Source organism: Streptomyces sp. NPDC041122 (genome assembly GCF_055592445.1).
Map to the genome: position 1 here is coordinate 282362 of NZ_JBVIYQ010000008.1, position 25056 is coordinate 307417.

The 25056-nt window shown below is 71.6% G+C and carries 26 protein-coding genes; 20 read left to right on the forward strand and 6 right to left on the reverse strand.

Annotated features, from left to right (window positions below; all coding sequences use genetic code 11):
• Window positions 1–190: 190 nt before the first annotated feature.
• A complete protein-coding gene (locus ACZ6B8_RS27950) occupies window positions 191–976 on the forward strand; it encodes a VOC family protein (RefSeq protein ID WP_471609065.1) in 786 nt (261 codons plus the stop codon).
• A 13-nt stretch (window positions 977–989) separates the two neighbouring features.
• Here ACZ6B8_RS27950 and ACZ6B8_RS27955 read toward each other — a convergent pair whose 3' ends face one another.
• Window positions 990–1595 (reverse strand): dihydrofolate reductase family protein, encoded by a 606-nt coding sequence (locus ACZ6B8_RS27955; protein ID WP_471080730.1) that lies wholly within the window; start codon window positions 1593–1595, stop codon window positions 990–992.
• 178 nt (window positions 1596–1773) lie between these two features.
• On the opposite strand from ACZ6B8_RS27955, the gene argC reads away from it, so the two are divergent.
• Genes argC through ACZ6B8_RS27980 form a run of 5 tightly spaced genes read left to right on the forward strand, consistent with a single transcriptional unit; the run spans window position 1774 to window position 6694 of the window.
• Window positions 1774–2802 carry an N-acetyl-gamma-glutamyl-phosphate reductase gene (argC, locus tag ACZ6B8_RS27960; RefSeq protein WP_471609066.1) on the forward strand — a complete coding sequence of 343 codons (1029 nt, stop codon included), beginning with the start codon at window positions 1774–1776 and terminating at the stop codon, window positions 2800–2802.
• Window positions 2799–3950, forward strand: a complete 1152-nt coding sequence (gene argJ, locus ACZ6B8_RS27965; RefSeq protein ID WP_471609067.1) for a bifunctional glutamate N-acetyltransferase/amino-acid acetyltransferase ArgJ — start codon at window positions 2799–2801, stop codon at window positions 3948–3950. Before argC ends, argJ begins: the two co-directional genes overlap by 4 nt.
• The gene (gene argB, locus ACZ6B8_RS27970; protein ID WP_471080774.1) at window positions 3947–4939 is read left to right on the forward strand and encodes an acetylglutamate kinase; all 993 of its coding nucleotides are present in this window, start codon (window positions 3947–3949) and stop codon (window positions 4937–4939) included. Before argJ ends, argB begins: the two co-directional genes overlap by 4 nt.
• On the forward strand, window positions 4936–6141 hold the full coding sequence (locus ACZ6B8_RS27975; RefSeq protein WP_471609068.1) for an acetylornithine transaminase: 1206 nt from the start codon (window positions 4936–4938) through the stop codon (window positions 6139–6141). Before argB ends, ACZ6B8_RS27975 begins: the two co-directional genes overlap by 4 nt.
• Window positions 6142–6148: 7 nt before the next feature.
• A complete protein-coding gene (locus ACZ6B8_RS27980) occupies window positions 6149–6694 on the forward strand; it encodes an arginine repressor (protein ID WP_361726545.1) in 546 nt (181 codons plus the stop codon).
• Between the two features lie 150 nt (window positions 6695–6844).
• Here the strand turns inward: ACZ6B8_RS27980 and ACZ6B8_RS27985 are convergent, their stop codons facing one another.
• A complete protein-coding gene (locus tag ACZ6B8_RS27985; RefSeq protein ID WP_471609069.1) occupies window positions 6845–7864 on the reverse strand; it encodes a bile acid:sodium symporter family protein in 1020 nt (339 codons plus the stop codon).
• Window positions 7865–7921: 57 nt separating this feature from the next.
• Window positions 7922–8527, reverse strand: coding sequence for a pyridoxamine 5'-phosphate oxidase family protein (locus ACZ6B8_RS27990; RefSeq protein ID WP_471080784.1), 606 nt, complete (start codon window positions 8525–8527; stop codon window positions 7922–7924).
• A gap of 144 nt (window positions 8528–8671) precedes the next feature.
• Between ACZ6B8_RS27990 and argH the strand changes: the two genes are divergently transcribed.
• Genes argH through ACZ6B8_RS28010 form a run of 4 tightly spaced genes read left to right on the forward strand, consistent with a single transcriptional unit; the run spans window position 8672 to window position 13286 of the window.
• On the forward strand, window positions 8672–10102 hold the full coding sequence (gene argH, locus ACZ6B8_RS27995; protein ID WP_471609070.1) for an argininosuccinate lyase: 1431 nt from the start codon (window positions 8672–8674) through the stop codon (window positions 10100–10102).
• A 57-nt stretch (window positions 10103–10159) separates the two neighbouring features.
• Complete coding sequence (locus ACZ6B8_RS28000; protein ID WP_471609071.1) at window positions 10160–11134, forward strand: aldo/keto reductase; 975 nt, start codon at window positions 10160–10162, stop codon at window positions 11132–11134.
• A gap of 56 nt (window positions 11135–11190) precedes the next feature.
• On the forward strand, window positions 11191–11742 hold the full coding sequence (locus ACZ6B8_RS28005; protein WP_471609072.1) for a TetR/AcrR family transcriptional regulator: 552 nt from the start codon (window positions 11191–11193) through the stop codon (window positions 11740–11742).
• A complete protein-coding gene (locus ACZ6B8_RS28010; RefSeq protein ID WP_471609073.1) occupies window positions 11739–13286 on the forward strand; it encodes an MFS transporter in 1548 nt (515 codons plus the stop codon). Before ACZ6B8_RS28005 ends, ACZ6B8_RS28010 begins: the two co-directional genes overlap by 4 nt.
• Window positions 13287–13581: 295 nt before the next feature.
• Here the strand turns inward: ACZ6B8_RS28010 and ACZ6B8_RS28015 are convergent, their stop codons facing one another.
• Window positions 13582–14271: a lysophospholipid acyltransferase family protein gene (locus tag ACZ6B8_RS28015; RefSeq protein ID WP_471081372.1), complete on the reverse strand. Its 690-nt coding sequence runs from the start codon at window positions 14269–14271 to the stop codon at window positions 13582–13584.
• 365 nt (window positions 14272–14636) lie between these two features.
• On the opposite strand from ACZ6B8_RS28015, the gene ACZ6B8_RS28020 reads away from it, so the two are divergent.
• From ACZ6B8_RS28020 to ACZ6B8_RS28030, 3 genes are all read left to right on the forward strand, one after another.
• On the forward strand, window positions 14637–15827 hold the full coding sequence (locus ACZ6B8_RS28020; protein WP_471609074.1) for a glycerophosphodiester phosphodiesterase: 1191 nt from the start codon (window positions 14637–14639) through the stop codon (window positions 15825–15827).
• Between the two features lie 114 nt (window positions 15828–15941).
• A complete protein-coding gene (locus ACZ6B8_RS28025; protein WP_471080800.1) occupies window positions 15942–16457 on the forward strand; it encodes an RNA polymerase sigma factor in 516 nt (171 codons plus the stop codon).
• 37 nt (window positions 16458–16494) lie between these two features.
• A complete protein-coding gene (locus tag ACZ6B8_RS28030; protein ID WP_471609075.1) occupies window positions 16495–17007 on the forward strand; it encodes a GNAT family N-acetyltransferase in 513 nt (170 codons plus the stop codon).
• Window positions 17008–17020: 13 nt separating this feature from the next.
• Here ACZ6B8_RS28030 and ACZ6B8_RS28035 read toward each other — a convergent pair whose 3' ends face one another.
• Both ACZ6B8_RS28035 and ACZ6B8_RS28040 read right to left on the reverse strand, forming a co-directional pair.
• A complete protein-coding gene (locus ACZ6B8_RS28035; protein WP_471609076.1) occupies window positions 17021–17467 on the reverse strand; it encodes a hypothetical protein in 447 nt (148 codons plus the stop codon).
• Between the two features lie 7 nt (window positions 17468–17474).
• On the reverse strand, window positions 17475–17834 hold the full coding sequence (locus tag ACZ6B8_RS28040; protein WP_471080831.1) for a hypothetical protein: 360 nt from the start codon (window positions 17832–17834) through the stop codon (window positions 17475–17477).
• Between the two features lie 140 nt (window positions 17835–17974).
• Between ACZ6B8_RS28040 and ACZ6B8_RS28045 the strand changes: the two genes are divergently transcribed.
• The 7 genes from ACZ6B8_RS28045 (at window position 17975) to cbiE (ending at window position 24806) form a co-directional block, all read left to right on the forward strand.
• Window positions 17975–18622, forward strand: coding sequence for an HAD family hydrolase (locus ACZ6B8_RS28045; RefSeq protein ID WP_471609077.1), 648 nt, complete (start codon window positions 17975–17977; stop codon window positions 18620–18622).
• A gap of 411 nt (window positions 18623–19033) precedes the next feature.
• Window positions 19034–20092: a methionine ABC transporter ATP-binding protein gene (locus ACZ6B8_RS28050; RefSeq protein ID WP_471080837.1), complete on the forward strand. Its 1059-nt coding sequence runs from the start codon at window positions 19034–19036 to the stop codon at window positions 20090–20092.
• Window positions 20089–20835, forward strand: a complete 747-nt coding sequence (locus ACZ6B8_RS28055; protein WP_471080840.1) for a methionine ABC transporter permease — start codon at window positions 20089–20091, stop codon at window positions 20833–20835. Before ACZ6B8_RS28050 ends, ACZ6B8_RS28055 begins: the two co-directional genes overlap by 4 nt.
• An 83-nt stretch (window positions 20836–20918) precedes the next feature.
• On the forward strand, window positions 20919–21758 hold the full coding sequence (locus ACZ6B8_RS28060; protein ID WP_471609078.1) for a MetQ/NlpA family ABC transporter substrate-binding protein: 840 nt from the start codon (window positions 20919–20921) through the stop codon (window positions 21756–21758).
• A gap of 2 nt (window positions 21759–21760) precedes the next feature.
• Window positions 21761–22579: a MetQ/NlpA family ABC transporter substrate-binding protein gene (locus ACZ6B8_RS28065; RefSeq protein WP_471609079.1), complete on the forward strand. Its 819-nt coding sequence runs from the start codon at window positions 21761–21763 to the stop codon at window positions 22577–22579.
• Between the two features lie 141 nt (window positions 22580–22720).
• Window positions 22721–23404, forward strand: coding sequence for a GNAT family N-acetyltransferase (locus tag ACZ6B8_RS28070; RefSeq protein ID WP_469255398.1), 684 nt, complete (start codon window positions 22721–22723; stop codon window positions 23402–23404).
• A 187-nt stretch (window positions 23405–23591) separates the two neighbouring features.
• Window positions 23592–24806: a precorrin-6y C5,15-methyltransferase (decarboxylating) subunit CbiE gene (gene cbiE / locus ACZ6B8_RS28075; protein ID WP_471609080.1), complete on the forward strand. Its 1215-nt coding sequence runs from the start codon at window positions 23592–23594 to the stop codon at window positions 24804–24806.
• The last annotated feature ends 250 nt before the right edge of the window (window positions 24807–25056 follow it).

The following is a 25056-nucleotide window of genomic DNA, read 5'->3' on the forward strand; positions in this document are numbered from 1 at the left end:
GCGCCGCAGCCGCACGAGCGGCGCCGCACGCCGGGCAGGCCCGGACCGGACCGGTGTGCGCGGTCGGCCGCCCCATTCACCCACACAGGTGAATCGGGCGGTCCCGTGCGGCTTGTACGGGTCCACGTCGGCGGAGGCTCGGCATCGTGGCGGGCGGTACCCGCGGACCCGCTCACCCCCAGGAGGCATCATGCTCGGCACCGACTTCCGCACCGGATCGCCCAACTGGCTCGACCTCGGCAGCCCCGACACCGCGGCGGCCGCCGCGTTCTACGGCCGGGTCTTCGGTTGGGAGTTCGCCTCCGCCGGGCCCGAGGCGGGCGGCTACGGCTTCTTCCGCATCGGCGACAGGACCGTCGCCGCGCTCGGCCCGCTCACCGACGAGAGCGCGCAATCCGCCTGGATGGTCCACTTCCAGACCCCGGACGCCGATGCCACCGCGCGGGCCGTCCGCGACGGCGGCGGCACGGTGCGGACGGAACCCATGGACGTGATGGACCACGGCCGGCTGGCGCAGTTCACCGACCCGCAGGGTGCCGAGTTCGCGGTCTGGCAGCCCGCGAAGACCGGCGGGCTGGAGGTGGCCTCGGAGGACAACGCGCTGATCTGGGTCGAGCTGCACGTACCGGACCCGGTCGCGGGCATCGCCTTCTATGCCGGCGTCTTCGGATGGCGGCACTCCGAGATGCAGGCACCGGGCATGCGGTACCGGGTGCTCAGCATCGCCGAAGGCGACCAGGAGCAGGGTTCCTTCGGCGGTGTCTCGGAGGACGCGGGCCCCGGGCAGGCCGGGACGCCGAGGTGGGTGCCGTACTTCCACGCGCCGGACGTCGACGCCACCGTCGCCGCGGTCCAGGCCTCCGGCGGAAGCGTGGTCATGCCGGCGGCGGACGTCCCGCAGGTCGGGCGGATCGCCTGGGCCGCGGACCCGGCCGGAGCGGTCTTCGCGCTGCTGACGCCGGATCCGCGGATGTGACGACGGGGCGGCCTCAGGCGGGGGCGCCGAGCGGCGGATGATCGAGCACGCGGGGCCGGTACTCGACCAGTTGGGTGCGGCCGTCGAAGGTGTGGTGCTCGATCATCTCCAGGGCGACGTCCGGGTAGCCGTCGTAGATGCGTTCCTCGCCCGTGGCCCCGGTGATCACCGGGAACATCACGACCCGGAAGCGGTCGACGAGCCCGGCCCGCAGCAAGGACCGGCACAGGCTGAGGCTGCCGATCGTGCTGAGCAGCCCCGAACCACTCGATTTCAGGGCGCGGACCGCCTCGACGGCGTCGTCGCGGACGAGCGTGGAGTTGGCCCACGTCAGCGGCTCGTCGAGCGAGGAGGAGAACACCACCTTGGACGCTTGCGTGAGCTGGTCGACGGAGGCCTCTTCCTCGGGCCTGAACTCGTCCTGACCGCTCGGGACGTCGCCCGCGGCGAAGCCGGACATCAGACGGTAGGTATTCGCCCCCATCAGGTACGTGACCTCGGGCTGCTTGCTCAGCCATGCCAGGTACTCCGGGCCTTCGAGGCCCCAGAAACCGGGCCATCCCTCTCCTGACGCGTAGCCGTCGAGGGTGGTGATGAAGTCGACGAGAAGCTCCGGCATGACGGTGTCCCTTCCTCAGGTGTCATGAGTGGGGACCGTCCGGGCGCCACAAACTCATCGGCGACGCGCGGGGGCCGACGGAAACGCTCAGTCACACACCACTCACCGGCTCCCCCGACCCCATATTGCATAAAACTGCGGCGATACGTATAGTCATGCCATCCAAGAGGAGGGTTCCATGAGGGTACGCGCAGCAGTGGCAGGGGCGAGTGGGTACGCGGGCGGCGAGCTGCTGCGCCTGCTGCTCGCCCACCCCGCGATCGAGATCGGCGCCCTCACCGGCCACTCCAACGCGGGCCAGCGCCTCGGCGCGGTGCAGCCGCATCTGTTCCCGCTCGCCGACCGCGTCCTGGAGCCGACCACGGCCGAGGTCCTCGCGGGGCACGACGTGGTCTTCCTGGCGCTGCCCCACGGGCAGTCCGCCGCCGTCGCCGAGCAGCTCGGCCCCGACGTCCTCGTCGTCGACATGGGCGCCGACTTCCGGCTGGCCGACGCCGCCGACTGGGAGACGTTCTACGGCAGCCCGCACGCCGGCACCTGGCCGTACGGCCTGCCCGAACTGCCGGGCGCCCGTGCCGCGCTGGAGGGGGCCAAGCGCATCGCGGTGCCCGGCTGCTATCCCACCGCCGTCTCGCTCGCGCTCTTCCCGGCGTACGCGGCGGACCTCGTCGAGGCGGAGGCGGTGATCGTCGCGGCCTCCGGCACCTCCGGCGCGGGCAAGGCCGCCAAGCCGCACCTGCTCGGCTCCGAGGTCATGGGCAGCATGTCCCCGTACGGCGTCGGCGGAGGCCACCGGCACACGCCCGAGATGATCCAGAACCTCAGCGCCGCCGCGGGTACGCGGGTCGGCGTCTCCTTCACGCCGACCCTGGCGCCGATGCCCCGCGGCATCCTCGCCACCTGCAGCGCGAAGGCGAAGCCCGGCGTCACCGCCGAGAGCCTGCGGGACACCTACACGAAGGCGTTCGCCGACGAACCGTTCCTGCACCTGCTCCCCGAGGGGCAGTGGCCCGCCACCGCCGCCGTGTACGGCTCGAACGCCGCGCGGATCCAGGTCGCCCTCGACGAGGCGGCCGGGCGCGTGATCGTGATCAGCGCCATCGACAACCTGACCAAGGGCACCGCGGGCGGCGCCCTGCAGAGCATGAACATCGCCCTCGGCCTCGACGAGGCCACCGGGCTCACTACGATCGGAGTCGCGCCGTGAGTGTGACGGCAGCCAAGGGATTCACCGCGGCGGGCATCGCCGCCGGAATCAAGGAGAACGGCAACCCGGACCTGGCCCTCGTGGTCAACACCGGGCCCCGCCAGGCCGCCGCGGGCGTCTTCACCTCCAACCGCGTCAAGGCCGCCCCCGTGCTCTGGTCGGAGCAGGTCATCAAGGGCGGCGTCGTCTCCGCGGTCGTCCTCAACTCCGGTGGCGCCAACGCCTGTACGGGTCCGCGGGGCTTCCAGGACACGCACGCCACCGCCGAGAAGGTCGCCGAGGCGCTGTCCCTGAACGCCGGAGAGGTCGCCGTCGCCTCGACCGGGCTCATCGGCGTCACGCTCCCCATGGATAAGCTGCTGCCCGGCATCGGCAAGGCGGCCGGTGAACTCTCCGCGCACGGCGGCGAGAAGGCCGCCATCGCCATCAAGACCACCGACAGCGTCCACAAGACGTCCGTCGTCACCAGGGGAGGCTGGACCGTCGGCGGCATGGCCAAGGGCGCGGGCATGCTCGCCCCCGGCCTCGCCACCATGCTCGTCGTCCTGACCACCGACGCCGACCTGGCGGCCGACCTCCTGGACCGCGCGCTGCGCGACGCCACCCGGCTCACCTTCGACCGCGTCGACTCCGACGGCTGCATGTCGACCAACGACACCGTGCTGCTGCTCGCCTCCGGAGCCGCCGGAGTCACCCCGGAGTACGCCGAGTTCGCCGAGGCCGTCCGCGAGGTCTGCGACGACCTGGGCCGCCAGCTCATCGGCGACGCCGAGGGCGCCAGCAAGGACATCAAGGTCGAGGTCGTGAACGCCGCGAGCGAGTCCGACGCCGTCGAGGTGGGCCGCTCCATCGCCCGCAACAACCTCCTCAAGTGCGCCCTGCACGGCGAGGACCCCAACTGGGGCCGGGTGCTCTCCGCGATCGGCACCACCTCCGCCGTCTTCGACCCGGACCGGCTGAACGTCGCCATCAACGGCGTCTGGGTCTGCAAGGACGGCTCCGTGGGCGAGGACCGCGAGCTCGTCGACATGCGCTACCGGGAGATCGTCGTCACCGCCGACCTGGCCGCGGGCGGCGAGACCGCGACGATCTGGACCAACGACCTCACCGCCGACTACGTCCACGAGAACAGCGCGTACTCCTCATGACCGTCGACACGCCCAAGGACACGAGCGGCCAGCCCACCGCGCGCAAACACACCGCGCTGCCCAAGGCGCAGATCCTCATCGAGGCGCTGCCCTGGCTCACCCGGCACCGCGGCAAGACCGTCGTCATCAAGTTCGGCGGCAACGCCATGGTCGACGAGGAGCTCAAGGCCGCCTTCGCGCAGGACGTCGTCTTCCTGCACCACGCGGGCCTCAGGCCCGTCGTCGTGCACGGCGGCGGACCGCAGATCAGCAAGGCCCTCGACCGGCACGGCATCGTCAGCGAGTTCAAGGCGGGCCTGCGCGTCACCACCGAGGACGCCATGGACGTGGTCCGCATGGTCCTCGCCGGACAGGTGCAGCGCGAGCTCGTCGGCCTGCTCAACCAGCACGGCCCGCTCGCCGTCGGCCTCACCGGCGAGGACGCGCACACCATCACCGCCACCAAGCACCAGCCCCGCATCGAGGGCGAGTTGGTCGACATCGGCCGGGTCGGCGAGATCACCGAGATCGACACCGGCGCCATCGAGGCGCTGCTCGCCGACGGCCGCATCCCGGTCGTCTCCTCGATCGCCCGCTCCCAGGACGACCACCATGTCTACAACGTCAATGCTGATACGGCGGCTGCGGCACTTGCGGCTGCGCTGGACGCCGAGACGCTGATGGTCCTCACCGACGTCGAGGGCCTCTACGAGGACTGGCCCCACTCCGACGAGGTCATCAGCAGGCTCACCGCCCGCGAGCTGGAAAAGCTCCTGCCCGAGCTGGCCAGCGGCATGGTCCCGAAGATGGAGGGCTGTCTGCACGCCGTGCGCAACGGCGTCGAGACCGCCCGCGTCATCGACGGACGCGTCCAGCACTCGATCCTGCTGGAGATCTTCACCGACGAGGGCATCGGCACGATGGTCGTGCCCGACACGCCGCACGACGACACGCCGCACCACGCCACGAACGCCACGCACGACGCGATCGACACGCAGGGGGAGTCATGAGCAACCAGGAGCTGACCGGGCGCTGGCAGGGCGCCCTCATGGACAACTACGGCACGCCCCGGCTGCCCCTCGCGCGCGGCGCCGGCAGCAAGGTGTGGGACGTCGACGGCAAGGAGTACCTCGACTTCGTCGGCGGCATCGCGGTCAACGCCCTCGGCCACGGCCACCCCGCCGTCGTCGAGGCGGTGAGCCGCCAGATCGGCGCCCTCGGCCACGTCTCGAACCTCTTCGTCGCCGAGCCGCCCGTCGCGCTCGCCGAGCGACTGCTCCAGCTCTTCGGACGCGAGGGCCGGGTGTACTTCTGCAACTCCGGCGCCGAGGCCAACGAGGGCGCGTACAAGCTCGGACGGCTGACCGGCCGGCGCCACATGGTCGCCACCCGGGGCGGCTTCCACGGCCGGACCATGGGCGCGCTCGCCCTCACCGGCCAGCCCGGCAAGCAGGAGCCGTTCGTGCCGCTGCCCGGCGACGTCACGCACGTCCCGTACGGCGACGTCGGGGCGCTGCGCGCGGCGGTCACCACCGAGACCGCCTTCGTGATCATCGAGCCGATCCAGGGCGAGAACGGCGTCGTCGTACCGCCCGCGGGCTACCTCACGGCCGCCCGGGAGATCACCCGGGCCACCGGCACCCTCCTCGTCCTCGACGAGGTGCAGACCGGAATCGGCCGCACCGGCCACTGGTTCGAGTACCTCGCCCACGAGGGCGTGGAGCCGGACCTCGTCACGCTCGCGAAGGGTCTGGGCGGCGGCCTGCCGCTCGGCGCGACGGTCGCGTTCGGCGCGGCCGCGGAGCTGTTCAAGCCCGGCCACCACGGCACGACGTTCGGCGGGAACCCGGTCGCCTGCGCCGCGGGACTCGCCGTCATCGACACCATCGACGCCGAGGGGCTGCTGCAGAACACCAAGCGGGCGAGCGAGCGGCTGCGCGGCGGAATCGAGTCACTGGGACACCCGCTGGTGGGCCATGTAAGGGGCGCGGGCCTGCTGCTGGGTATCGTGCTCACCGAGCCGCTCGCGCCGCGGGCGCAGCAGGCGGCTCAGGACGCCGGCTTCCTGGTGAACGCGCCCGCCCCCGATGTCGTACGGCTGATGCCGCCGTTGAACGTGCGCGACGACGAGGTGGACGCGTTCCTCCGGGCGCTGCCCGGCGTACTGGACAAGGCCGCTGCGGCCGACGGGGACGGACGATCCGGAGAATGAGACGACGATGAGCCAGGCGCAAGGCAACGAGCACGGCGACCACGCGGGTCCCGCCGTGCCGCAGACCCGCACCGCACGCCACCGCCGGATCGTGGACATCCTCAACCGGCAGCCGGTGCGCTCCCAGAGCCAGCTGGCGAAGCTGCTCGCCGACGACGGTCTGACCGTCACTCAGGCGACGCTCTCCCGGGACCTGGACGAGCTGAACGCGGTCAAGATCCGCAACGCTGAGGGCGACCTCATCTACGCGGTGCCGAGCGAGGGCGGTTTCCGCACCCCGCGCGCGCCGCTCGGGGAGTCGGCCAAGGAGGAGCGGATGCGGCGTCTCTCCGCGGAGCTGCTGATCTCCGCGGAGGCCTCGGCCAACCTCGTCGTCCTGCGCACCCCGCCCGGCGCCGCCCAGTTCCTGGCGTCCGCGATCGACCAGGCCGAACTGCACGACATCCTCGGCACGATCGCGGGCGACGACACGCTGATGCTGATCAGCAGGGAGCCGACGGGCGGCCAGGCGCTGGCGGACCACCTCCTGCGGCTGGCCTCGAACGAGCACTAGTTCCGCCGGGCGCCGCGCTTCGCACCGGGGGAGGTCTGGCAGCGGGGGGGGGGGTGCCGCGCCGTCCCTCTCCCGCGCCCTCGGACGCCGCGAAGCGCGTGCCGATGCCTCCCGACGCGCGGTGGGTGGCACGTGGAGGACCCGGGCTGATCAGCCGGGTTCGGCCGTCCGTGTCAGGCCCGCCGCCGGCTCGGGCCGCTCCTCGCCCCGCGCCCGATGGGACATCCACGCCGCCACCAGCGCCCCCGACACGTTGTGCCACACGGAGAACACCGCCGAAGGGAGCGCCGCGAGCGGGCTGAAGTGGGCCGTCGCCAGGGAGGCCGCGAGACCCGAGTTCTGCATGCCGACCTCGAAGGCCATCGCGCGGGAGGCGGGACGGCCGAGGCGGGCGAGTTTGCTGGCGCCGTAGCCGAGCGCGAGCCCGAGGCCGTTGTGCAGGAACACCGCGAGGAGCACCAGCGCGGCGGCCGACTTGATGGCCGTGGCGCTGCCCGCGACCACGATCGCCACGATGGCGGCGATGGTCATCGCCGACAGCCACGGCAGCGCGCCGAGCACCCGGTCCACGTACCGGCCGAGCAGTAGCCGTACGAGCAGGCCGGCGACGACCGGGAGCAGCACCGTCTTGACGATGTCCGTCACCATCGAGCCCGCGTCGACGGGCAGGTACTCGCCGGCGAGCAGCAGCGTCAGCGGGGGCGTGATGAGCGGGGCGAGGACGGTCGAGACGGTGGCGACGGAGACGGACAGCGCCACGTCGCCCCGTGCGAGGTAGGTGACCACGTTCGACGCGGTGCCGCTCGGGGCGCAGCCCACCAGGATGACGCCGGCCGCCAGCTGCGGGGAGAGACCGAGCGCGTGGGCGATCAGCCAGCCGAGGCCCGGCATGATCACGTAGTGCGCGACGAGGCCGAGCGCGACGGCCCACGGCCGCTTGACCACGCCCTGGAAGTCGAGCGGCGTCATGGTCAGCCCCATGCAGAACATCACCACGCCCAGCAGGTACGGGACGTTCGTGCCCCAGCCCGCGAAGGCGTCCGGCGCGGCGAGGCCGAGGGCGCCGGCCGCGAGGACGAGGACGGGGAAGACGGTGACGGCGCGGCGGGCGGCCCGGTCGGTGGGGTCCGCCCCGTCGGCCGGGCTGGTGGTCGTCTGTTCGGCTTGCACGGCGCGATGCAACGCCCCGGCCGGGCGCTCGTGCAACCCCGTCTCGGTATGTGGTCGCTACACGGAGGTCGGCGGCGAGGGCGCGACCGGCGGCAGCGGGAGGGGCAGCCCGGGGAGGCCGTCGATGCTCCGCGCGATGTGCTCCTTCTTGGCGAAGTACGCGCCGAGGGAGGCGTCGTCCTCCCGGCCGAAGCGCCGGGCGTGCAGGTCGCGGTCCTCGTCGTACGACATGAAGGGCACCGCGTATCCGCAGGAGTCGCGGACCAGTTCGGCCGTCACGACGATGACGGCGCGCAGGCCGTGCGGCGTCGGATCGATGCCGGGGAAGTGGCCGAGGAGTTCCTCGAAGCGCGGGTCGTCACGGAAGACCGGCTCGCCCCGGCCGTGCACGCGCACGATGGTGGGCGGCCCCTGGAAGGCGCACCACATGACGGTGATGCGGCCGTTCTCCCGCAGGTGCGCGATGGTCTCCGCGTGGCTGCCCGCGAAGTCGAGGTAGGCGATGCGCTGTTCGTCGAGCACCGCGAACGAACCGCGCAGTCCCTTGGGGGAGAGGTTGATGGTCCCGTCGTCGGCCCGGGGCGCGGTCGCGGTGAAGAACACCGGCTGTTCCTCGATGAAGGCGCGCAGCCTGCCGTCTATGCGTTCGTACGTCTTTCCCATGGCTGACGATTATTCGCGCACGTCCTTCAGGTGTCGCAGGACTTTGCCGATGTTCCCGGTCGGTGGGACGGCCCTCGATTGACGAATCATGCAGAGCAATGCATACTCATGCAGAGATCGGATGATGCAGTGAGGAGCACGTCAGTGAGCAGCAACAACGGTGGTGACCTCCGGCTCTGGGGCGGACGGTTCGCCGACGGGCCCGCGGAGGCCCTGGCGAAGCTGTCGGCATCGGTGCACTTCGACTGGCGCCTGGCGCCGTACGACATCGCCGGCTCCCGCGCCCACGCCCGTGTGCTCCACACGGCGGGCCTGCTCACCGAGGAAGAGCTGACCGGCATGCTGGGCGGGCTCGACCGCCTCGAGGCCGACGTGGCCGACGGATCGTTCGTCGGTACGGTCGCCGACGAGGACGTCCACACCGCCCTGGAGCGGGGCCTGCTGGAGCGGGTCGGGCCCGACCTCGGCGGCAAGCTGCGGGCCGGCCGGTCCCGCAACGACCAGGTGGCCACGCTCTTCCGGATGTACCTGCGCGACCACGCCCGGATCATCGGCGGCCTGCTCGCCGAGCTCCAGGGCGCGCTCGTCGGGCTTGCCGAGGCGCACCCCGACGTCGCCATGCCCGGCCGCACCCATCTGCAGCACGCCCAGCCGGTGCTCTTCTCCCACCACGTCCTCGCGCACGTCCAGTCGCTCTCCCGGGACGCCGAGCGGCTGCGGCAGTGGGACGCCCGGACGGCCGTGTCGCCGTACGGGTCCGGCGCGCTGGCCGGCTCGTCGCTGGGCCTCGACCCGGAGGCGGTCGCGAAGGACCTCGGCTTCGAGCACGGCTCGTCCGCCAACTCCATCGACGGCACGGCCTCGCGTGACTTCGTCGCGGAGTTCGCCTTCATCACCGCGATGATCGGCGTGAACCTCTCCCGGATCGCCGAGGAGATCATCATCTGGAACACGAAGGAGTTCTCCTTCGTCACCCTGCACGACGCCTTCTCCACCGGCTCGTCGATCATGCCGCAGAAGAAGAACCCGGACATCGCCGAGCTCGCCCGGGGCAAGTCGGGCCGCCTCATCGGCAACCTGACGGGTCTGATGGCGACGCTCAAGGCGCTGCCGCTCGCGTACAACCGGGATCTCCAGGAGGACAAGGAGCCGGTCTTCGACTCCTGCGACCAGCTGGAGATCCTGCTCCCCGCCTTCACCGGCATGATGGCGACGCTCACCGTGCACCGCGAGCGCATGGCGGAGCTGGCCCCGGCCGGCTTCTCGCTCGCCACCGACATCGCCGAGTGGCTGGTCAAGCGGGGCGTGCCGTTCCGCGTCGCGCACGAGGTGGCGGGCGAGTGCGTGAAGGTCGCCGAGGCCGAGGGCAAGGAGCTCGACGACCTCACCGACGAGCAGTTCGCGAAGATCTCCGAGCACCTCACGCCCGAGGTGCGCACCGTCCTGAACGTCCCCGGCGCGCTCGCCTCCCGCAGCGGCCGCGGCGGCACCGCGCCCTCGGCCGTCGCCGTCCAGCTCGCCGAGGTCAAGACGGATCTGACGGTGCAGCAGGAGTGGGCGGCCGCGCGCAGGTGAGAAAAGGGCGTCGCGGGTTACGTTGACGGGGAGATCCCCTACGACGAGGAGCCCGCGATGCCCTTCGCACGGCTGGCCGCAGCGACGACCCCGACCGCACACCTGGGGCTCGGCCTCGCCGCCGTCGGCAGGCCCGGCTACATCACGCTGGGCCGGGAGAGCGACCTGCCGCCGGACCGCAGCGTCGAGGCCCTGCGCGAGCGGTCCGTGGAACTCCTCGACGCCGCCTACGCGTCGGGCGTCCGCTACTTCGACGTGGCGCGGTCGTACGGCAGGTCCGAGGAGTTCCTCGCCGACTGGCTGCGCGCACGGCCCGACATCGGCGATGTCGTCATCGGCAGCAAGTGGGGCTACACCTACACGGCCGACTGGCGCACCGAGGCCGAGGGCCCGCACGAGGTCAAGGACCACAGCGTCGCCGCGTACGACCGCCAGCGCGCCGAGACCGCCGAACTTCTCGGCGACCGGCTCGACCTCTACCAGGTGCACTCCGTGACGCCCGAGAGCCCGGCGCTCACCGACAAGGAACTGCACGGCCGGCTGGCCGCGCTCGCCGCCGAGGGCGTCACCGTCGGGCTCTCCGTGAGCGGCCCCGACCAGGCCGCCGCGATCCGCGCGGCGCTCGCCGTGACCGTCGACGGGGAGCCGCTCTTCCGCACCGTCCAGGCCACGTACAACATTTTGGAGACCTCCGCGGGGCCCGCGCTCGCCGAGGCGCACGACGCGGGGCTCACCGTGCTCGTCAAGGAGGGCCTGGCCAACGGCCGCCTCGCCGATCCGTACGCGCCGCCCGTCCTGCGCGAGGTCGCCGAGGAGACCGGGCTCGGCTGCGACGCGGTCGCCCTCGCCGTCCTGCTGGCCGAACCGTGGGCTGGAGTCGTCCTGTCCGGCGCGGCCACCTCCGTCCAGCTCGTCTCCAATCTGCACGCGGCCGCGGTCGACCTGGACGCGGGGCAGCTGGAGCGGCTCGTGGGTCTGGCGCAGGACCCCGCGGCGTACTGGGAGGGGCGGGCGCGGCTGCCCTGGAACTGACGCGACCGACGGTTGAATGTGAGACATCTTTGTCTCACATGGCTTAGGCTTGTCTCATGTCAGTCGATCGCGAGCAGGTCCTGCGCAGCGCCGCGGCCCTGCTCACCCGCAAATCCACCGCCACGATGGACGAGGTCGCCCGCGCCGCGGGCATCAGCAGGGCGACCCTCCATCGCCACTTCGCGGGCCGTGACGCCCTCGTGCGCGCCCTGGAGGAGCTCGGGCTCCAGGAGTGCGAGGCCGCACTCGACCGGGCCCGGCTCGACGAGGGCGGCGCGAGCGAGGCGCTGCGGCGCCTGGTGCAGGAGATCGAGCCGGCCGCCGGGCTGCTCGCGTTCCTGTACACCGAGAACCAGCTGTTCGAGGGCGACGGACAGAACCAGGGCTGGCACCGCATCGACGACCGGCTCGCGGCCCTCTTCCGGCGCGGCCAGGAGAACGGCGAGTTCCGCATCGACCTCACCCCCGCCTGGCTCACCGAGGCGTTCTACGGCCTCGTCGGCTCCGGCGCCTGGGCGGTGCAGGACGGCCGGGTGGCCGCCAACGACTTCTCGTACATGATCGCCGAGCTGCTGATCGGCGGCGCACAGCGGAGAGTGGACTCATGACCAGCACCCACCGGCAGCCCGCGGCCCCCGAGGCGGAGCGCAGCCCCGGCCGCTGGCTCGCGCTCGCCGTGCTCGCCCTCGCCGTCCTCCTGGTCGCCGTCGACGCGACCGTGCTCGGCCTCGCGACGCCCTACATCAGCGAGGACCTCAAGCCCTCCGGCACCCAGCTGCTGTGGATCGGCGACGTCTACTCCTTCGTCATCGCCGGCCTGCTCGTCTCCATGGGCAGCCTCGGCGACCGCATCGGCCGGAAGAAGCTGCTGCTCTGCGGGGCCGTCGCCTTCGGCGCGGTGTCGGTCCTCAACTCCTACGCCACCAGCCCCGAGCTGATGATCCTGGCCCGCGCGCTGCTCGGTGTCGCGGGCGCGACGCTGATGCCGTCGACGCTGGCGCTGATCCGGAACATCTTCCACGACCCGCGCGAGCGCAGCCTCGCGGTCGGCATCTGGGGCGCCATGGCGTCCGCGGGCGCGGCCGTCGGACCCGTCGTCGGCGGATTCCTTCTCGAACACTTCTGGTGGGGCTCGGTCTTCCTCATCAACCTGCCGGTGATGGCCGTGCTGGTCCTGGTCGGCATCAAGTTCCTGCCCGAGTCCAAGAACCCGGCGCCGGGTCCGTGGGACCTGATCAGCGTCGTGCTCTCGCTCATCGGCATGATCGCGGTGGTGTACGCCGTCAAGGAGGCGGCAGCGCACGGGATGCGCTGGGACGTCGCGGCCTCCGCGGTCGTCGGCGTGGCCGCGCTCACCTGGTTCGTACGCCGCCAGCTGACGCTCGCCGCGCCGCTCCTGGACATGCGGCTGTTCCGCAACCGCGGCTTCTCCGGGGCGGTCCTCGCCGACCTGCTGACCGTCCTCGGCCTGTCCGGCCTGGTCTTCTTCCTCTCCCAGTTCCTGCAACTGGTGCAGGGCAGGCGGCCGTTCGAGGCGGGCCTCGCCGAACTCCCCGCCGCGGTGGGCGCGGTGGCGGCGGGCCTGGTCGCGGGCGTGGTGGCGCGGCGCTTCTCGGTACGGGTGGTGGTGGCGGGAGGACTCGCGGCGGTGGGCCTCTCGCTCGCCGCGCTCACAGCGCTGAGCCAGCACACGGGGTATCCGCTGCTCGGCGCGGCGCTCCTGGTCGTCGGCGTCGGGGCGGGCTTCTCGTTCACGGTGACGGCCGACGTCATCCTCTCCAGCGTGCCGAAGGAGCAGGCGGGCGCGGCGTCCGCGGTCTCCGAGACGGCGTACGAACTGGGCGCGGCGCTCGGCATCGCCCTGCTCGGCTCCATCGTCACGGGCGTCTACCGCGACTTCACGGCACCGCCGGGCACGCCGGCGGACGTGGCGTCGGCCGCGCACGAGTCGCTCGGCGGCGCCGTGGAGTCGACGGCGGACCTGCCGGCGGCGCAGGCGGACGTCCTGCTCTCCGCGGCCCAGACCGCCTTCGTGGACGGGCTTCGACTGGCGTCGGGCGTCGGGGCGGTGGTGCTTCTGGCGACGGCGGGGGTGGCGTGGTTCCTCTTGAAGGGCCAGAAACTAGAGGAAAGCGGTACGAAAACCCACTGACCGGCCACCCTTCCGGGGCGAGGCCCCGGGCCACCTCGCCACGGTGACGGCTGATCGCGCAGTTCCCCGCGCCCCTCACGGGGCGCACCCGGCGACGTGCGGGGCGCCCCACAGGGGCGCGGGGAACTGCGCGAGCAAGCACAGCCGACCGGCAGACGAAGTGCGGCCTTTTCAGGGGCGCGGGGAACTGCGCGAGCGACCACGACCGACCGGCAGACGAACGCCCGCCCCGGTACCGGAGAAAGACCTCCGCACCGGTGCGGGCGCACAACGAATCCGCTCAAGCCCCGCAGGGCTACGCCGCCTTCGCCTTGGTGGCGTACATGTCCACATACTCCTGCCCCGACAGCAACATGACCTCCGTCATCACGGAGTCCGTCACCGCGCGCAGCACATACCGGTCCCGGTCCATCCCGTCGTACCGCGAGAACTCCATCGCCTCGCCGAAGCGGACCGTCACCTTCCCGGGCCGGGGAAGCCCCTTGCCGCCCGGCTGGAGCTTGTCCGTGCCGATCATCGCGAAGGGGACGACGGGCGCGCCCGTCATCAGCGTCAGCCGCGCGATGCCCGTACGGCCCCGGTACAGCCGCCCGTCGGGCGACCGCGTGCCCTCGGGGTAGATGCCGAACACATTGCCGTCGTCGAGAATGCGCCGCCCCGTCATCAGCGCCGCCACACCGCCGCGCCCGCCGTCGCGGTCCACCGGGATCATGCCGACGCCGGTGAAGAACCACGCCATGAGGCGGCCCTTGAGGCCCTTGCCGGTGACGTACTCGTCCTTGCCGATGAAGTACACCGGGCGCTTGGTCACCAGCGGCAGGATCATCGAGTCGATGAACGTGAGGTGGTTTCCGGCCAGGATGACGGGCCCGGTCCCCGGAATGTTCTCGGCGCCTTCTACCCGTGGGCGGAACATCAGGCGCAAGAACGGTCCGAGCACTGCCTTGATGAGCGCTAGACGGGACAACAGGCCCTCCGGTGTCAACGGGTCGACGACGAGTAAATGCAGGTGAGGACGATACTCGCGGGCCCCCGTCCTTTGCACATCGGGTTCATGCACTCGATACGCAGTGTTGACCTGATTTTGCGGGGTCTTGCCCGAAGCCGTCGTCTTTGTGACGACCGTATCCCCGCGGGGGAGGTGTGGCCCGAACCAGTGGTCCTTGTCACGCGGACCCGTCGCTGTGCGTGGCGGCCGCGCGCACGGCCCGCCACCTCCATGGTGCGCCCACTCGCCACGCCGCGTCATCCCGCCGTTCCGTCCTAGGTCTCCCACACGTCACTCCCGGCCACCTACGATCAGTCCCGCTTTGTCAGGTGCAAGGCAGCGGTACATCGGGAGGAGCGCCAATGGCGACGCAGGAGTCGGGTCAGCAGCAGCCGGGGACGAGCCCGGGACGGCGCGCGGTACTGGGGGTGGCGGTCCTCGGCGCGGGCGCGGCCGTGGCAGGAGCCCCCGGCGTGGCGAGAGCCGGCGAACGGCACGGCGGCGGACAATGCGGACACGACGGGAGCGGGGGGTACAAGAGCCTGCCCGTGCCCACCGTCGTCGCCCACCGGGGCACCAGCGGATACCGCCCCGAGCACACGCTCGGCTCGTACCAGCTCGCCCTCGACATGGGCGCGCACGTCATCGAGCAGGACGTCGTGCCGACCAAGGACGGTCACCTCGTGTGCCGTCACGAGAACGACATCACCGGGACGACGGACGTCTCGGCCCACCCCGAGTTCGCGTCCCGCAAGACGACCAAGTCGGTGGACGGCGTCAAGCTGACCGGCTGGTTCACCGAGGACTTCACGCTCGCCGAGCTGAAGACGCTGCGCGCCAAGGAGCGCATCCCGGGCACCCGTCAGCGCAACACCCTCTACGACGGCCGCTGGGAGATCCCCACCATGGAGGAGGTCCTGCGCTGGGCGGAGAAGGAGGGGCGCCGGCGCGGGCGGCCGGTCTGGCTGCACATCGAGACCAAGCACCCCACGTACTTCCGCAAGCTGGGACTCGGCCTGGAGGAGCCGCTCGCCAAGCTGCTGCGGCGCTACGGGCGGCACAAGAAGAACTCGCCGAACTTCCTGCAGTCCTTCGAGCCCAGCAGCATCCAGCGGCTGGCCAAGCTGGTCTCCGGGCCCCGCGTCGTGCTCCTGTCCACCGCGGACTCCCGCCCCTGGGACTTCGTCGAGGCGGGCGACCCGCGCACCGTCGCCGACCTGATCACGCCCAAGGGCCTCGCGTGGATGGCGGGCTTCGCCCAGGGCATCGGCCCGACCCTCGACCTGATCATCCCGAAGAAGGCCGACGGCAGCCTCGGCACCCCGACCACGCTGGTCGACGACGCGCACGAGGCGGACCTGATCCTGCACCCGTACACGATGCGCAACGAGAACACCTTCCTGCCCACGAACTTCCGCAAGGGCACCGACCCGAACGCCTACGGGGACGCCTTCGGCGCCTTCAAGGCCTACTTCGAGACCGGCATCGACGGGATCTTCTCCGACAACTGCGACACCGCGCTGCTCGCCGCCGCGGACTTCGCGCGGGACTGAGGGGCCTCGCGGGCGCCGGGTGACTCGCGTCAACGGCAGGCCGATCGGCCCCGGATGGAGTGAGAAGCGGCCGTTCCGGAAACCTCGTACCGGAGCGGCCGCGTCCCGCCGGGCATGACCCACGACCTCATCCCCGCCCTGCGCCCCCTGCTCGCCGCCGAGGCGTCCGCCGAGGCCCTCGGCTCCGGCGCCGACCCCGGCGACCTGGAACAGGCCGTCTGGCTGCGCCTGTTGGAACGCCTGGAAGCGGACGGACCGCCCGCCGACCCGGCGCGGTGGCTGCGCGGCGCCGTGCGGTCCGAGGCGCGCCGCACCCGGTGCACCGGCCGGCGCGAGGTCTCGTACGCGAGCGAGCCCGCCGACGACACCGAACGCGGCCCCGAACAGCGCGCCCTGACCGCCGACCGGCACCGGACCCTGCACGCCGCGGTGCGCAGACTCCCCGCCCGCTGCGCCCGCCTCATGTCCGCGCTGCTGTCCCCGGAGGACCTCACCTACCGCGAAATCGCAGGGGAGTTGGGAATGTCACAGGGGAGTCTGGGACCGGAACGTTCCCGATGCCTGGGATGCCTGCGCAGAATGCTGACGGCGGAGGTTGCGGCTCCTGCTCCGTGGGGAATGGAGCGGTAGACAACCGGTGGAGCAGGTGAGCGGGAGGCATGCACACATGGGCATGAGCGTGACCATCTCGGTGGCGGCGGCGGACGACCAGGACGCCGCGGAGCAAGTCCTCAAGCTGCAGTACCTCTGCTACCAGAGCGAGGCGCAGATCTACGGCGACTACGCGATCGAACCCCTGACCCAGTCCCTCGACTCCCTCCGGGCCGAAATGGCGGCGGGCACCGTCCTGGTGGCCCGCCTCGGCGCCGAGGTGGTGGCCTCCGTGCGCGGCACGGTGGACGCGGACGGCACGGCACGGATCGGCAAGCTCATCGTCCACCCCCGGATGCAGCGGCACGGCCTGGGCGGCCGGCTGCTCGACGCGATAGAGGGCCGCCTCGGCGCGGACGGCGCCGCGAAGTCCTTCCAGCTCTCCTCCGGCCACCGCAGCGAGCAGAACCTCCAGCTCTACCGCAAGCACGGCTACGCGCAGGTGGACACGGAGCGCGTGAACGACCGGCTCACGAGAGTCACGCTCGCCAAGGACGTGACCGCGCAAGCCTTCGTGACGAGCGCGTAGCGGCCCCGACCGGCTAAGCGGCCGTCCGCCGCGCCCTGTTCAGCCAGAAGATCGCCGTCACCGGCAGGATCACCGGGATGAAGAGGTAGCCCATCCCGAAGTCCGACCACACCGTGGCGTCGGGGAAGGCGGACGGTTCCACCAGCGTCCAGGTGCCCACCACGAGCACCCCCACCAGTTCGGCGGCGCAGCACACCAGCGCCGCCGAGCGGGCCGCGGCGCCGCCGCGCACCAGTGAGTACGTGATGAAGCCGTAGACGACGCCCGCCAGCGCGGAGAGCGTGTAGGCGAGCGGCGCCCTGTCGAAGTCCGTGGAGATCTGCACCGCCGAGCGGGACACGGCGGCGACGACCATCACGCCGTACAGCCACACCAGCAGGATGCCGGGGCCGGTGATCAGTTTCTGGCGCGCGGGGGTCTCGGCGCGCTCCGCCCCGCCGTCGTTCTCGGGCTCGGTCATCGCCACCTCAGCCTCCCCAGATGTCGTAGAGCCGCACTTCGAGCACGGCGAGCACCACGCCGCCCGCGGCGACCGTCACGGAACCCCAGCGGCTCCGCTCGGCCAGCGACATGAACCCCGTTGCGGGGATGCAGGCGAAGGCGCCGATCAGATACGAGACGAAGATCGTCGTGCCCTGGTCCGCCTTCTCGCCGCGGGCGAGCTGGACGATGCCGACGATCAGCTGCACCGCGGCGAGGAAGGTCACCACGGCCATGCCGATGAAGTGCCAGTCCTTGGTCGGCTGGTCGCGGTACGCGGCGAAACCGCACCAGGCGGCGAGGGCGAGCGCGGCCACGGAGACCGCGATCGTCAGGGCATCAACCATGCCCGTGACTTTATTACGGGCCCTTCGGCCCTCGGCGCGCGGCCCTTGCGCCCCCCTGCCGGGCGGGACCCACGGCCCCCGTCGCCGGGCCGCTCGCCCCGATGCGCGTCCCCGGGGAGCGACCCGTACCCTCGGGCACCATGAAGATCCAGGCTGACGCGCTCCTGTTCGACAACGACGGCACCCTCATCTCCTCCATGGAGTCGGTGTACCGCTGCTGGACGCGGTGGGCGCAGGAGTACGGGATCACCGCCGAGGCCTTCGCCGCGGTGGAGCTGCACGGCCGCCCCGCCGCCGAGATCGCCGCCGATCTGCTGCCCCCGGAACAGGTCGCCGAGGCGGTCGCCCGCATCGAGGAGCTGGAGGTCTCCGACGTGGCCGGCGGCGTCGTGCTGCTGCCCGGCACCCGCGAGCTCCTCGACTCCCTGCCGGCCGGCCGCTGGGCCGTGGTGACCTCCGCGACCCGCGCCCTCGCCGACGCCCGCCTCGCCGAGGTCGGCATCCGCCCCGGTCTCGTCATCGCCGCCGACGACATCACGCGCGGCAAGCCCGACCCGGCGCCCTTCCTGCTCGCGGCCGAGAAGCTCGGCGTCGACCCGGCGCGCTGCGTCGTCTTCGAGGACGCCCCCGCGGGCCTCCAGGCCGGTCGCGCCGGTGGCATGACCACCGTGGCGTTGACCACAACCCACCAGGCGTCCGAGCTCTCGGCCGACGCCGTCGTCACCGACCTCTCCGCCGTGTCCGCGCAGGCCACGGCCGGTGGCGTGGAGATCACGCTCACCGACTGAGTCCGGGAACCCGAGCGTCCGCCGCCGTCCCACCGCTGTCCGGTATACGGACAGCGGTGGTGGACGGCGGCCGCACGCATGTTTTACTTGGGCCTATGACCACGACGAGCAGCCGCACCCCTGCGACCGAGGCGATCACGACGCCCGGTGCTCGTTGTATGTGTCGAATGTGCGCCTTCTGAGGGCCCCCGCACCACCTCCGAGCCTCGCGCCCCGAAGCGAAGCCGCTGTGCCGCGCTCCTGACCGACGTACTCGATGGAATCGACAAGTCGACGCAGGAAGCGAGCCGGCCCCGCGCACACGTCCTCCGGTTTCCCGCCCCATCACCGCGAGAACCGTGCCGCGTTCCGAACGAATGCCCCGTGCCCGGCGACACCCGCGCCGCGCACTCGACAGTGACGGAAACCCCTGTGATCACCACTTCCGGCCTCACCAAGGTCTACCGCTCACGCGGTCGTGAAGTAACCGCTCTCGACGGAGTCGACCTGCACGTCCGCGAGGGCGAGGTGTACGGCGTCATCGGCCAGTCCGGCGCCGGCAAGTCCTCCCTGATCCGCTGCGTCAACCTTCTGGAGCGCCCCACCTCCGGCACCGTGACCGTGGCGGGCCAGGACCTCACCGCCCTCGCCGGCCGCGGCCCGCGCGCCGGCAGGGAACTGCGCCGCGCCCGCAGCCGCATCGGCATGGTCTTCCAGCACTTCAACCTGCTGTCCTCGCGCACCGTGCAGGACAACGTCGAGCTGCCGCTGGAGATCCTCGGCCTGAGCGGGCAGCAGCGCTCCCGCAAGGCGCTGGAACTCCTCGACCTCGTCGGCCTCGCCGACAAGGCCCGGTCCTACCCGGCCCAGCTCTCCGGCGGCCAGAAGCAGCGCGTCGGCATCGCCCGCGCCCTGGCCGGCGACCCCAAGGTGCTGCTCTCCGACGAGGCCACCAGCGCCCTCGACCCGGAGACCACCCGCTCCATCCTCCAGCTGCTGCGCGACCTCAACCGGCAGCTGGGCCTGACCGTCCTGCTCATCACGCACGAGATGGACGTCGTCAAGAGCGTCTGCGACTCCGCCGCCCTCATGGAGCGCGGGCAGATCGTCGAGTCCGGCACCGTCACCGAGCTGCTCGCCACGCCGGGCTCCGAGCTCGCCGCCGCGCTCTTCCCGGTCAGCGGCGAGGCCACCGGCGACGACCGCACCGTCGTCGACGTGACGTTCCACGGCGAGGCCGCGACCCGGCCGGTCATCTCCCAGCTGTCGCGCACGTACAACATCGACATCTCGATCCTCGGCGCCGCGATGGACACCGTCGCGGGCAAGCAGGTCGGCCGGATGCGCATCGAACTGCCCGGCCGCTTCGAGGAGAACGTCGTCCCGATCGGCTTCCTGCGCGAGCAGGGCCTGCAGGTGGACATCGCGGGCGAAGAGCCCGCCGCCCCGCCGAAGGACGAGACGCTGCTGGTCAAGGAAGGTGCCAAGTGACCTGGTCGGAGATGCAGCCCCTGCTGGAGCAGGCCTGTTGGGACACCCTCTACATGGTGGGCTGGTCGACGCTGATAGCCGTCGTCGCCGGCCTCCCGCTCGGCATCCTGCTCGTCCTCACCGAGCGCGGCGCGCTGCTGCAGAACGCCGTCCTGAACAAGGTGATCGGGCAGATCGTGAACATCGCGCGGTCGATGCCCTTCATCATCCTGATGGTCGCCCTGATGGGCTTCACGCGCTGGATCACCGGCACCACGATCGGCCGCGAGGCCGCGCTCGTGCCGCTGGCCGTCGGCGCCATCCCGTTCTTCGCGCGCCTGGTGGAGACCTCGATCCGTGAGGTCGACGGAGGGCTCGTCGAGGCCGTGCAGTCGATGGGCGGCTCCACCTGGACCGTCGTACGCAAGGTCCTCGTGCCCGAGTCGCTGCCCTCGCTGATCTCGGGCGCCACCACCACGATCGTCGCCCTCATCGGCTACTCCGCGATGGCCGGCACGGTCGGCGGTGGCGGCCTCGGCGACCTCGCGCTGCGCTACGGCTACCAGCGTTTCGAGACCGAGCTGATGTGGATCACCGTGGCGATCCTCGCCGTGGTCATCTCGATCATCCAGTTCGCCGGCGACTACGCGGCCCGCAGGCTGCACAAGCGCGGCGGCGGCTCGGGTCCGCTGCTGCTCTTCCGCCCGCTGCGCGGCGTCCTGCCCGGCACCGCCGCCGCGGAGTCCACCGCCAAGAGCGGCTGACGCCTCCCCGGCAGGCCGACCGCAGAACTTCCCCGCGGAGCACTCCCGCGGGGCTGCACCACCCATGGAGAAAGGCACTTTTCGTGCGTAACACCGCCAAGATCACCACCGCTGTCCTCGCCGCCGGAGCCCTCACCCTCGGGCTCTCCGCCTGTGGCTCCGACAAGGGCTCCGCGGGCGACAAGGACGGCCCGCTCGTCGTCGCCGCGACCCCGACGCCGCAGGGCGAGATCCTCGACTACGTCAAGAAGAACCTCGCCAAGAAGGCCGGCCTCGACCTCCAGGTGAAGGAATTCACCGACTACATCACGCCGAACACCGCCGTCCAGCAGGGCGAGGTCTTCGCCAACTACTTCCAGCACAAGCCGTACCTGGACGACTTCAACAAGAAGCGGGGCACCGAGATCGTGCCCGTCCCCGGGGCCACGGTGCACCTGGAGCCGCTCGGCGTGTACTCGAAGAAGGTCAAGAAGCTGTCGCAGCTGAAGGACGGCGCCACCGTCGCCATCCCGAACGACACCACCAACGAGGCCCGCGCGCTCAAGCTCCTCGCGGACAACGGCGTCATCGAGCTCAAGAAGGGCGTGGGCTACGAGGCCACCCCCAAGGACGTCGCCAAGAACCCCAAGAACATCACGTTCAAGGAGCTCGAGGCCCCCACGGTGCCCCGCACCCTGGCCGACGTCGACGCCGCGGTGATCAACGGCAACTACGCGCTGGAGGCCAAGCCCTCGCTCAGCCCCGCCAAGGACGCCATCGTCGCCGAGCCCGCCAAGGACAACCCCTACGGCAACTTCCTCGCCGTCAAGAAGGGCGACGAGAACGACCCGCGCGTGAAGAAGCTCGCCAAGCTCCTCACCTCGCCCGAGGTCAAGAAGTTCATCGACGAGAGGTACGACGGCGCCGTCGTCGCCGCGTTCTGATCATGCGTACGTCAGTGATCGCCGCCGCGGCGGGGACCGTGGCCCTGGCCCTCGGTCTCACCGCGTGCGGCGCGGACTCGGGGAAGTCCGGCGGCGGCCTCGTCGTCGGCGCCACCCCGACGCCGGCCGGCGAAGTCCTCACGTACATCAAGGAGCACCTGGCGAAGAAGGCCGGACTCGACCTCAGCATCACCGAGTTCACCGACTACAACACGCCGAACACCGCGCTCCAGGAGGGCTCGCTCGACGCCAACCTGTACCAGCACAGGCCGTACCTCGAGAACTTCAACAAGTCCAAGAAGACGGATCTGATACCGGTCACCGAGGTGTACCTGCCGCCGATGGGCGTGTACGCGAAGAAGACCGACAGCGTCGCCCGGCTCGGCACCGGCGCCACCGTCGGCGTTCCGAACGACACCACCAACGAGGGCCGGGCGCTCCAACTGCTCGCCTCCCGGGGCGTCATCGGGCTCAAGAAGGGCGCCGGCGACACGGCGACGCCCGAGGACATCACGTCCAACCCGAAGAAGCTCACCGTCAAGCCGCTCGACCCCGCGCAGCTGCCGCGCTCGCTCGACGACCTCGACGCGGCGGTCATCAACAACAACTACGCGCTCGACGCCGGGCTCAGCCCCAAGAAGGACGCCATCCTCCTGGAGTCCCCCAAGGGCAATCCCTACAACAACGTCCTCGCCGTCAAGAAGGGCGACGAGGACGACCCGCGCGTGAAGAAGCTCGCGAAGCTCCTCACCTCGCCCGAGGTCAGGAAGTTCATCGAGCACAAGTACCAGGGATCCGTACTGCCCGTTCGAGCGGGCTGAACGGCCTCCCGCGCGCGGGCGGCCGACGGGGTCCTCTCCCACATCGGGAGCGGACCCCGTGGTGCGTCTGGGCCCGTGCATGCTGCATGCTGGGCACTTCAGAAGACCGAAAGGTGAAGGTCCTTCAGGTCTATGAAGGTTATGGAGCGGCGCATGACTACAGCCTCCTCGGGCACAGCGGGCACGTCGGGGTTCCCCGACATCTCCATCAGCACGGAGCGGCTGGTGCTGCGCCCTCTCGAAGAGGCGGACGTCCCCGCGTACGCGGAGATGATGAACGACGAGCAGATCACGGCCTGGACCTCCGTGCCGCAGCCCTACACCGAGGCCGACGCGCGCGAGTGGATCACCCGCCTCGCCCCCGCCGAGCACTCCGAGGGCCGCGGAATCGTTCTGGCGATCACCGAGTTCCTCACCCAGCGCCTTGTCGGCATCATCCAACTCCGGGACACCGACTGGCGGGTGCGCTCCACCGAGCTGAACTACGTCGTCGCCCCCTGGGCCCGCGGCGAGGGCTACGCCTCCGAGGCCGCGCTCGCCACCGCCCAATGGCTCTTCCACGACCAGAAGTTCGAGCGCATCGAGCTGCGCACCGCCGCCGACAACACCGCCGCCCAGCAGGTGGCCCAGAAGATCGGCTCCATCAGCGAGGGCGTCCTGCGCGGCGCCTGGATAGCGCGGACGAGGAACGGCGGCGACCCCTTCGGCGGCTGGCTGGACGTGCGCACCGACCTCATCGTGTGGAGCCTGCTCCCGGAGGATCTCGAAGGCGTCTCCGAGAGCCTCGCCGACAGCGGCTTCTCGGCCTACTCCGACTGGAACTGAAAACCGCCCCGGGCCACGCCCCGCGCCGGCCGCGCCCGCCGGCATCCGTCCGCCGGGACACACGCCACCCGTCACACGGCCGCTCCCGAGTCCCAGCAGGTACGCTCGCCCTGGCCGCGTGCGCGGTCGCTCCCGCGCACCCCCGCCCCGCACTGACGACCCGCGAGAACCCTGGAGAGAGACGACGATGGCCGACCGGGTCACGGTGATCGGCTGGGACGGTACGCCGCTGACCGCCGCCGCGCGCGCCGCGCTCGGCGCCGCGACGCTCGTGGCGGGCGCCGCCCACCACCTGGCGCTGGACGAGGTGCCCGTCCGCGCCGAACGGATCCGCCTCGGCAGCGTCGCCCTCGCCGCCCGCCGCATCGCCGCCCACCGCGGCACCGCCGTCGTCCTCGCCGACGGCGACCCCGGCTTCTTCGGCGTCGTCCGCACCCTGCGCGCCCCGGAATTCGGCCTGGAGGTCGAAGTGGTGCCCGCCGTCTCCTCGGTGGCCCAGGCGTTCGCCGGGGCCGGCATGCCCTGGGACGACGCCGAGATCGTCGTCGCCCACCGCCGCACCCTGCGCCGCGCCGTGAACGTCTGCCGCGCCCACCCCAAGGTCGCCGTCCTCACCTCGCCCGGCGCGGGCCCCGCCGAGCTCGGCCTGCTGCTCGAAGGCGTCCACCGCACCTTCGTGATCTGCGAGGAGCTGGGCACCGAGCGCGAGCAGGTGTCCGTCGTCACCTCGGACAACGCGGCCGACCACTCCTGGCGCGACCCGAACGTCGTCATCGTCATCGGCGGCGCCCCGTCCGCCGCCGACACCGGCTGGATCATGGGGCGCGAACCGGGCGCGGGCCCGCGCGGCTGGGCGCTGCCCGCCGCGGAGTACGGCGGCGACATCTGGCTCGGCGAGGGCGAGACCGACCGGCTGCGCTCTGCCCAACTGGCCCGCCTCGGGCCGCGCCTGGGCGACCTCGTCTGGGACATCGGCTGCGGCAGCGGGGCCTTCACCGCGGAGGCGGCCCGGTTCGGCGCCGCCGTGATCGCCGTCGACCGCGACCCGGACGCCCTCGGCCGCACCACGGCCGCCGTCCGCCGCTTCGGCGTCCAGGCGCAGACCGTGCACGGCGACGCCCCGCACATCCTCGAAGACCTTCCCGAACCCGATGTCGTACGGGTCGGGGGCGGGGGAGCCGCGGTGGTCTCCGCGGTCGCCGACCGCCGCCCGGAACGCATCGTGACGCACGCCGCGACACGCGACGCCGCCGAACTCATCGGCCGGGACCTGAGCGAGCACGGATACGTCGTCGAATGCGCCCTGCTGCAGTCCGTGGAGCTCGACACCCGCGCCTGGCGGGAAGAGAAGCGGACCGTGGTGTTCCTGCTCTCGGGACGGTTGCCCGACCGCTCCCCGTGACCCTTTCGGGGCACCGTGCGAGGTAGGCTGACCGATCGTCGTACTGCACCCGGCCGCCGAGGAGTTCGTCGGCCGATGTCCGGAAAGCCCGCCCGTTTCGAGGGTGGGTGTGGTACGGCGTGACCGGAGGACGCGCAACGTGGCGCAGTCCACAGTGGGCCGTGCCCGATCAAGCCGCCGCGGTGGCGGACGGACAGGGAGAATGCCGGTAGTCCGGTGCGCGGTTCGTGCCGCGCGGCGCGCACGCTCG

Excerpts from the sequence above, each read along its gene's own strand:
- ACZ6B8_RS28045 (WP_471609077.1), top strand. The coding sequence starts at position 17,975 with ATGAAGATCCAGGCTGACGCGCTCCTGTTCGACAACGACGGCACCCTC.
- ACZ6B8_RS28065 (WP_471609079.1), top strand. The coding sequence starts at position 21,761 with ATGCGTACGTCAGTGATCGCCGCCGCGGCGGGGACCGTGGCCCTGGCC.
- ACZ6B8_RS28000 (WP_471609071.1), top strand. The coding sequence starts at position 10,160 with ATGCCCTTCGCACGGCTGGCCGCAGCGACGACCCCGACCGCACACCTG.
- ACZ6B8_RS27950 (WP_471609065.1), top strand. The coding sequence starts at position 191 with ATGCTCGGCACCGACTTCCGCACCGGATCGCCCAACTGGCTCGACCTC.
- ACZ6B8_RS28005 (WP_471609072.1), top strand. The coding sequence starts at position 11,191 with ATGTCAGTCGATCGCGAGCAGGTCCTGCGCAGCGCCGCGGCCCTGCTC.
- ACZ6B8_RS28025 (WP_471080800.1), top strand. The coding sequence starts at position 15,942 with ATGACCCACGACCTCATCCCCGCCCTGCGCCCCCTGCTCGCCGCCGAG.
- ACZ6B8_RS27980 (WP_361726545.1), top strand. The coding sequence starts at position 6,149 with ATGAGCCAGGCGCAAGGCAACGAGCACGGCGACCACGCGGGTCCCGCC.
- ACZ6B8_RS28040 (WP_471080831.1), bottom strand. The coding sequence starts at position 17,834 with ATGGTTGATGCCCTGACGATCGCGGTCTCCGTGGCCGCGCTCGCCCTC.
- ACZ6B8_RS27975 (WP_471609068.1), top strand. The coding sequence starts at position 4,936 with ATGAGCAACCAGGAGCTGACCGGGCGCTGGCAGGGCGCCCTCATGGAC.
- ACZ6B8_RS28010 (WP_471609073.1), top strand. The coding sequence starts at position 11,739 with ATGACCAGCACCCACCGGCAGCCCGCGGCCCCCGAGGCGGAGCGCAGC.
- argB (WP_471080774.1), top strand. The coding sequence starts at position 3,947 with ATGACCGTCGACACGCCCAAGGACACGAGCGGCCAGCCCACCGCGCGC.
- cbiE (WP_471609080.1), top strand. The coding sequence starts at position 23,592 with ATGGCCGACCGGGTCACGGTGATCGGCTGGGACGGTACGCCGCTGACC.
- ACZ6B8_RS28035 (WP_471609076.1), bottom strand. The coding sequence starts at position 17,467 with ATGACCGAGCCCGAGAACGACGGCGGGGCGGAGCGCGCCGAGACCCCC.
- ACZ6B8_RS27990 (WP_471080784.1), bottom strand. The coding sequence starts at position 8,527 with ATGGGAAAGACGTACGAACGCATAGACGGCAGGCTGCGCGCCTTCATC.
- ACZ6B8_RS28030 (WP_471609075.1), top strand. The coding sequence starts at position 16,495 with ATGGGCATGAGCGTGACCATCTCGGTGGCGGCGGCGGACGACCAGGAC.
- ACZ6B8_RS27955 (WP_471080730.1), bottom strand. The coding sequence starts at position 1,595 with ATGCCGGAGCTTCTCGTCGACTTCATCACCACCCTCGACGGCTACGCG.
- argC (WP_471609066.1), top strand. The coding sequence starts at position 1,774 with ATGAGGGTACGCGCAGCAGTGGCAGGGGCGAGTGGGTACGCGGGCGGC.
- ACZ6B8_RS28020 (WP_471609074.1), top strand. The coding sequence starts at position 14,637 with ATGGCGACGCAGGAGTCGGGTCAGCAGCAGCCGGGGACGAGCCCGGGA.
- ACZ6B8_RS28070 (WP_469255398.1), top strand. The coding sequence starts at position 22,721 with ATGGAGCGGCGCATGACTACAGCCTCCTCGGGCACAGCGGGCACGTCG.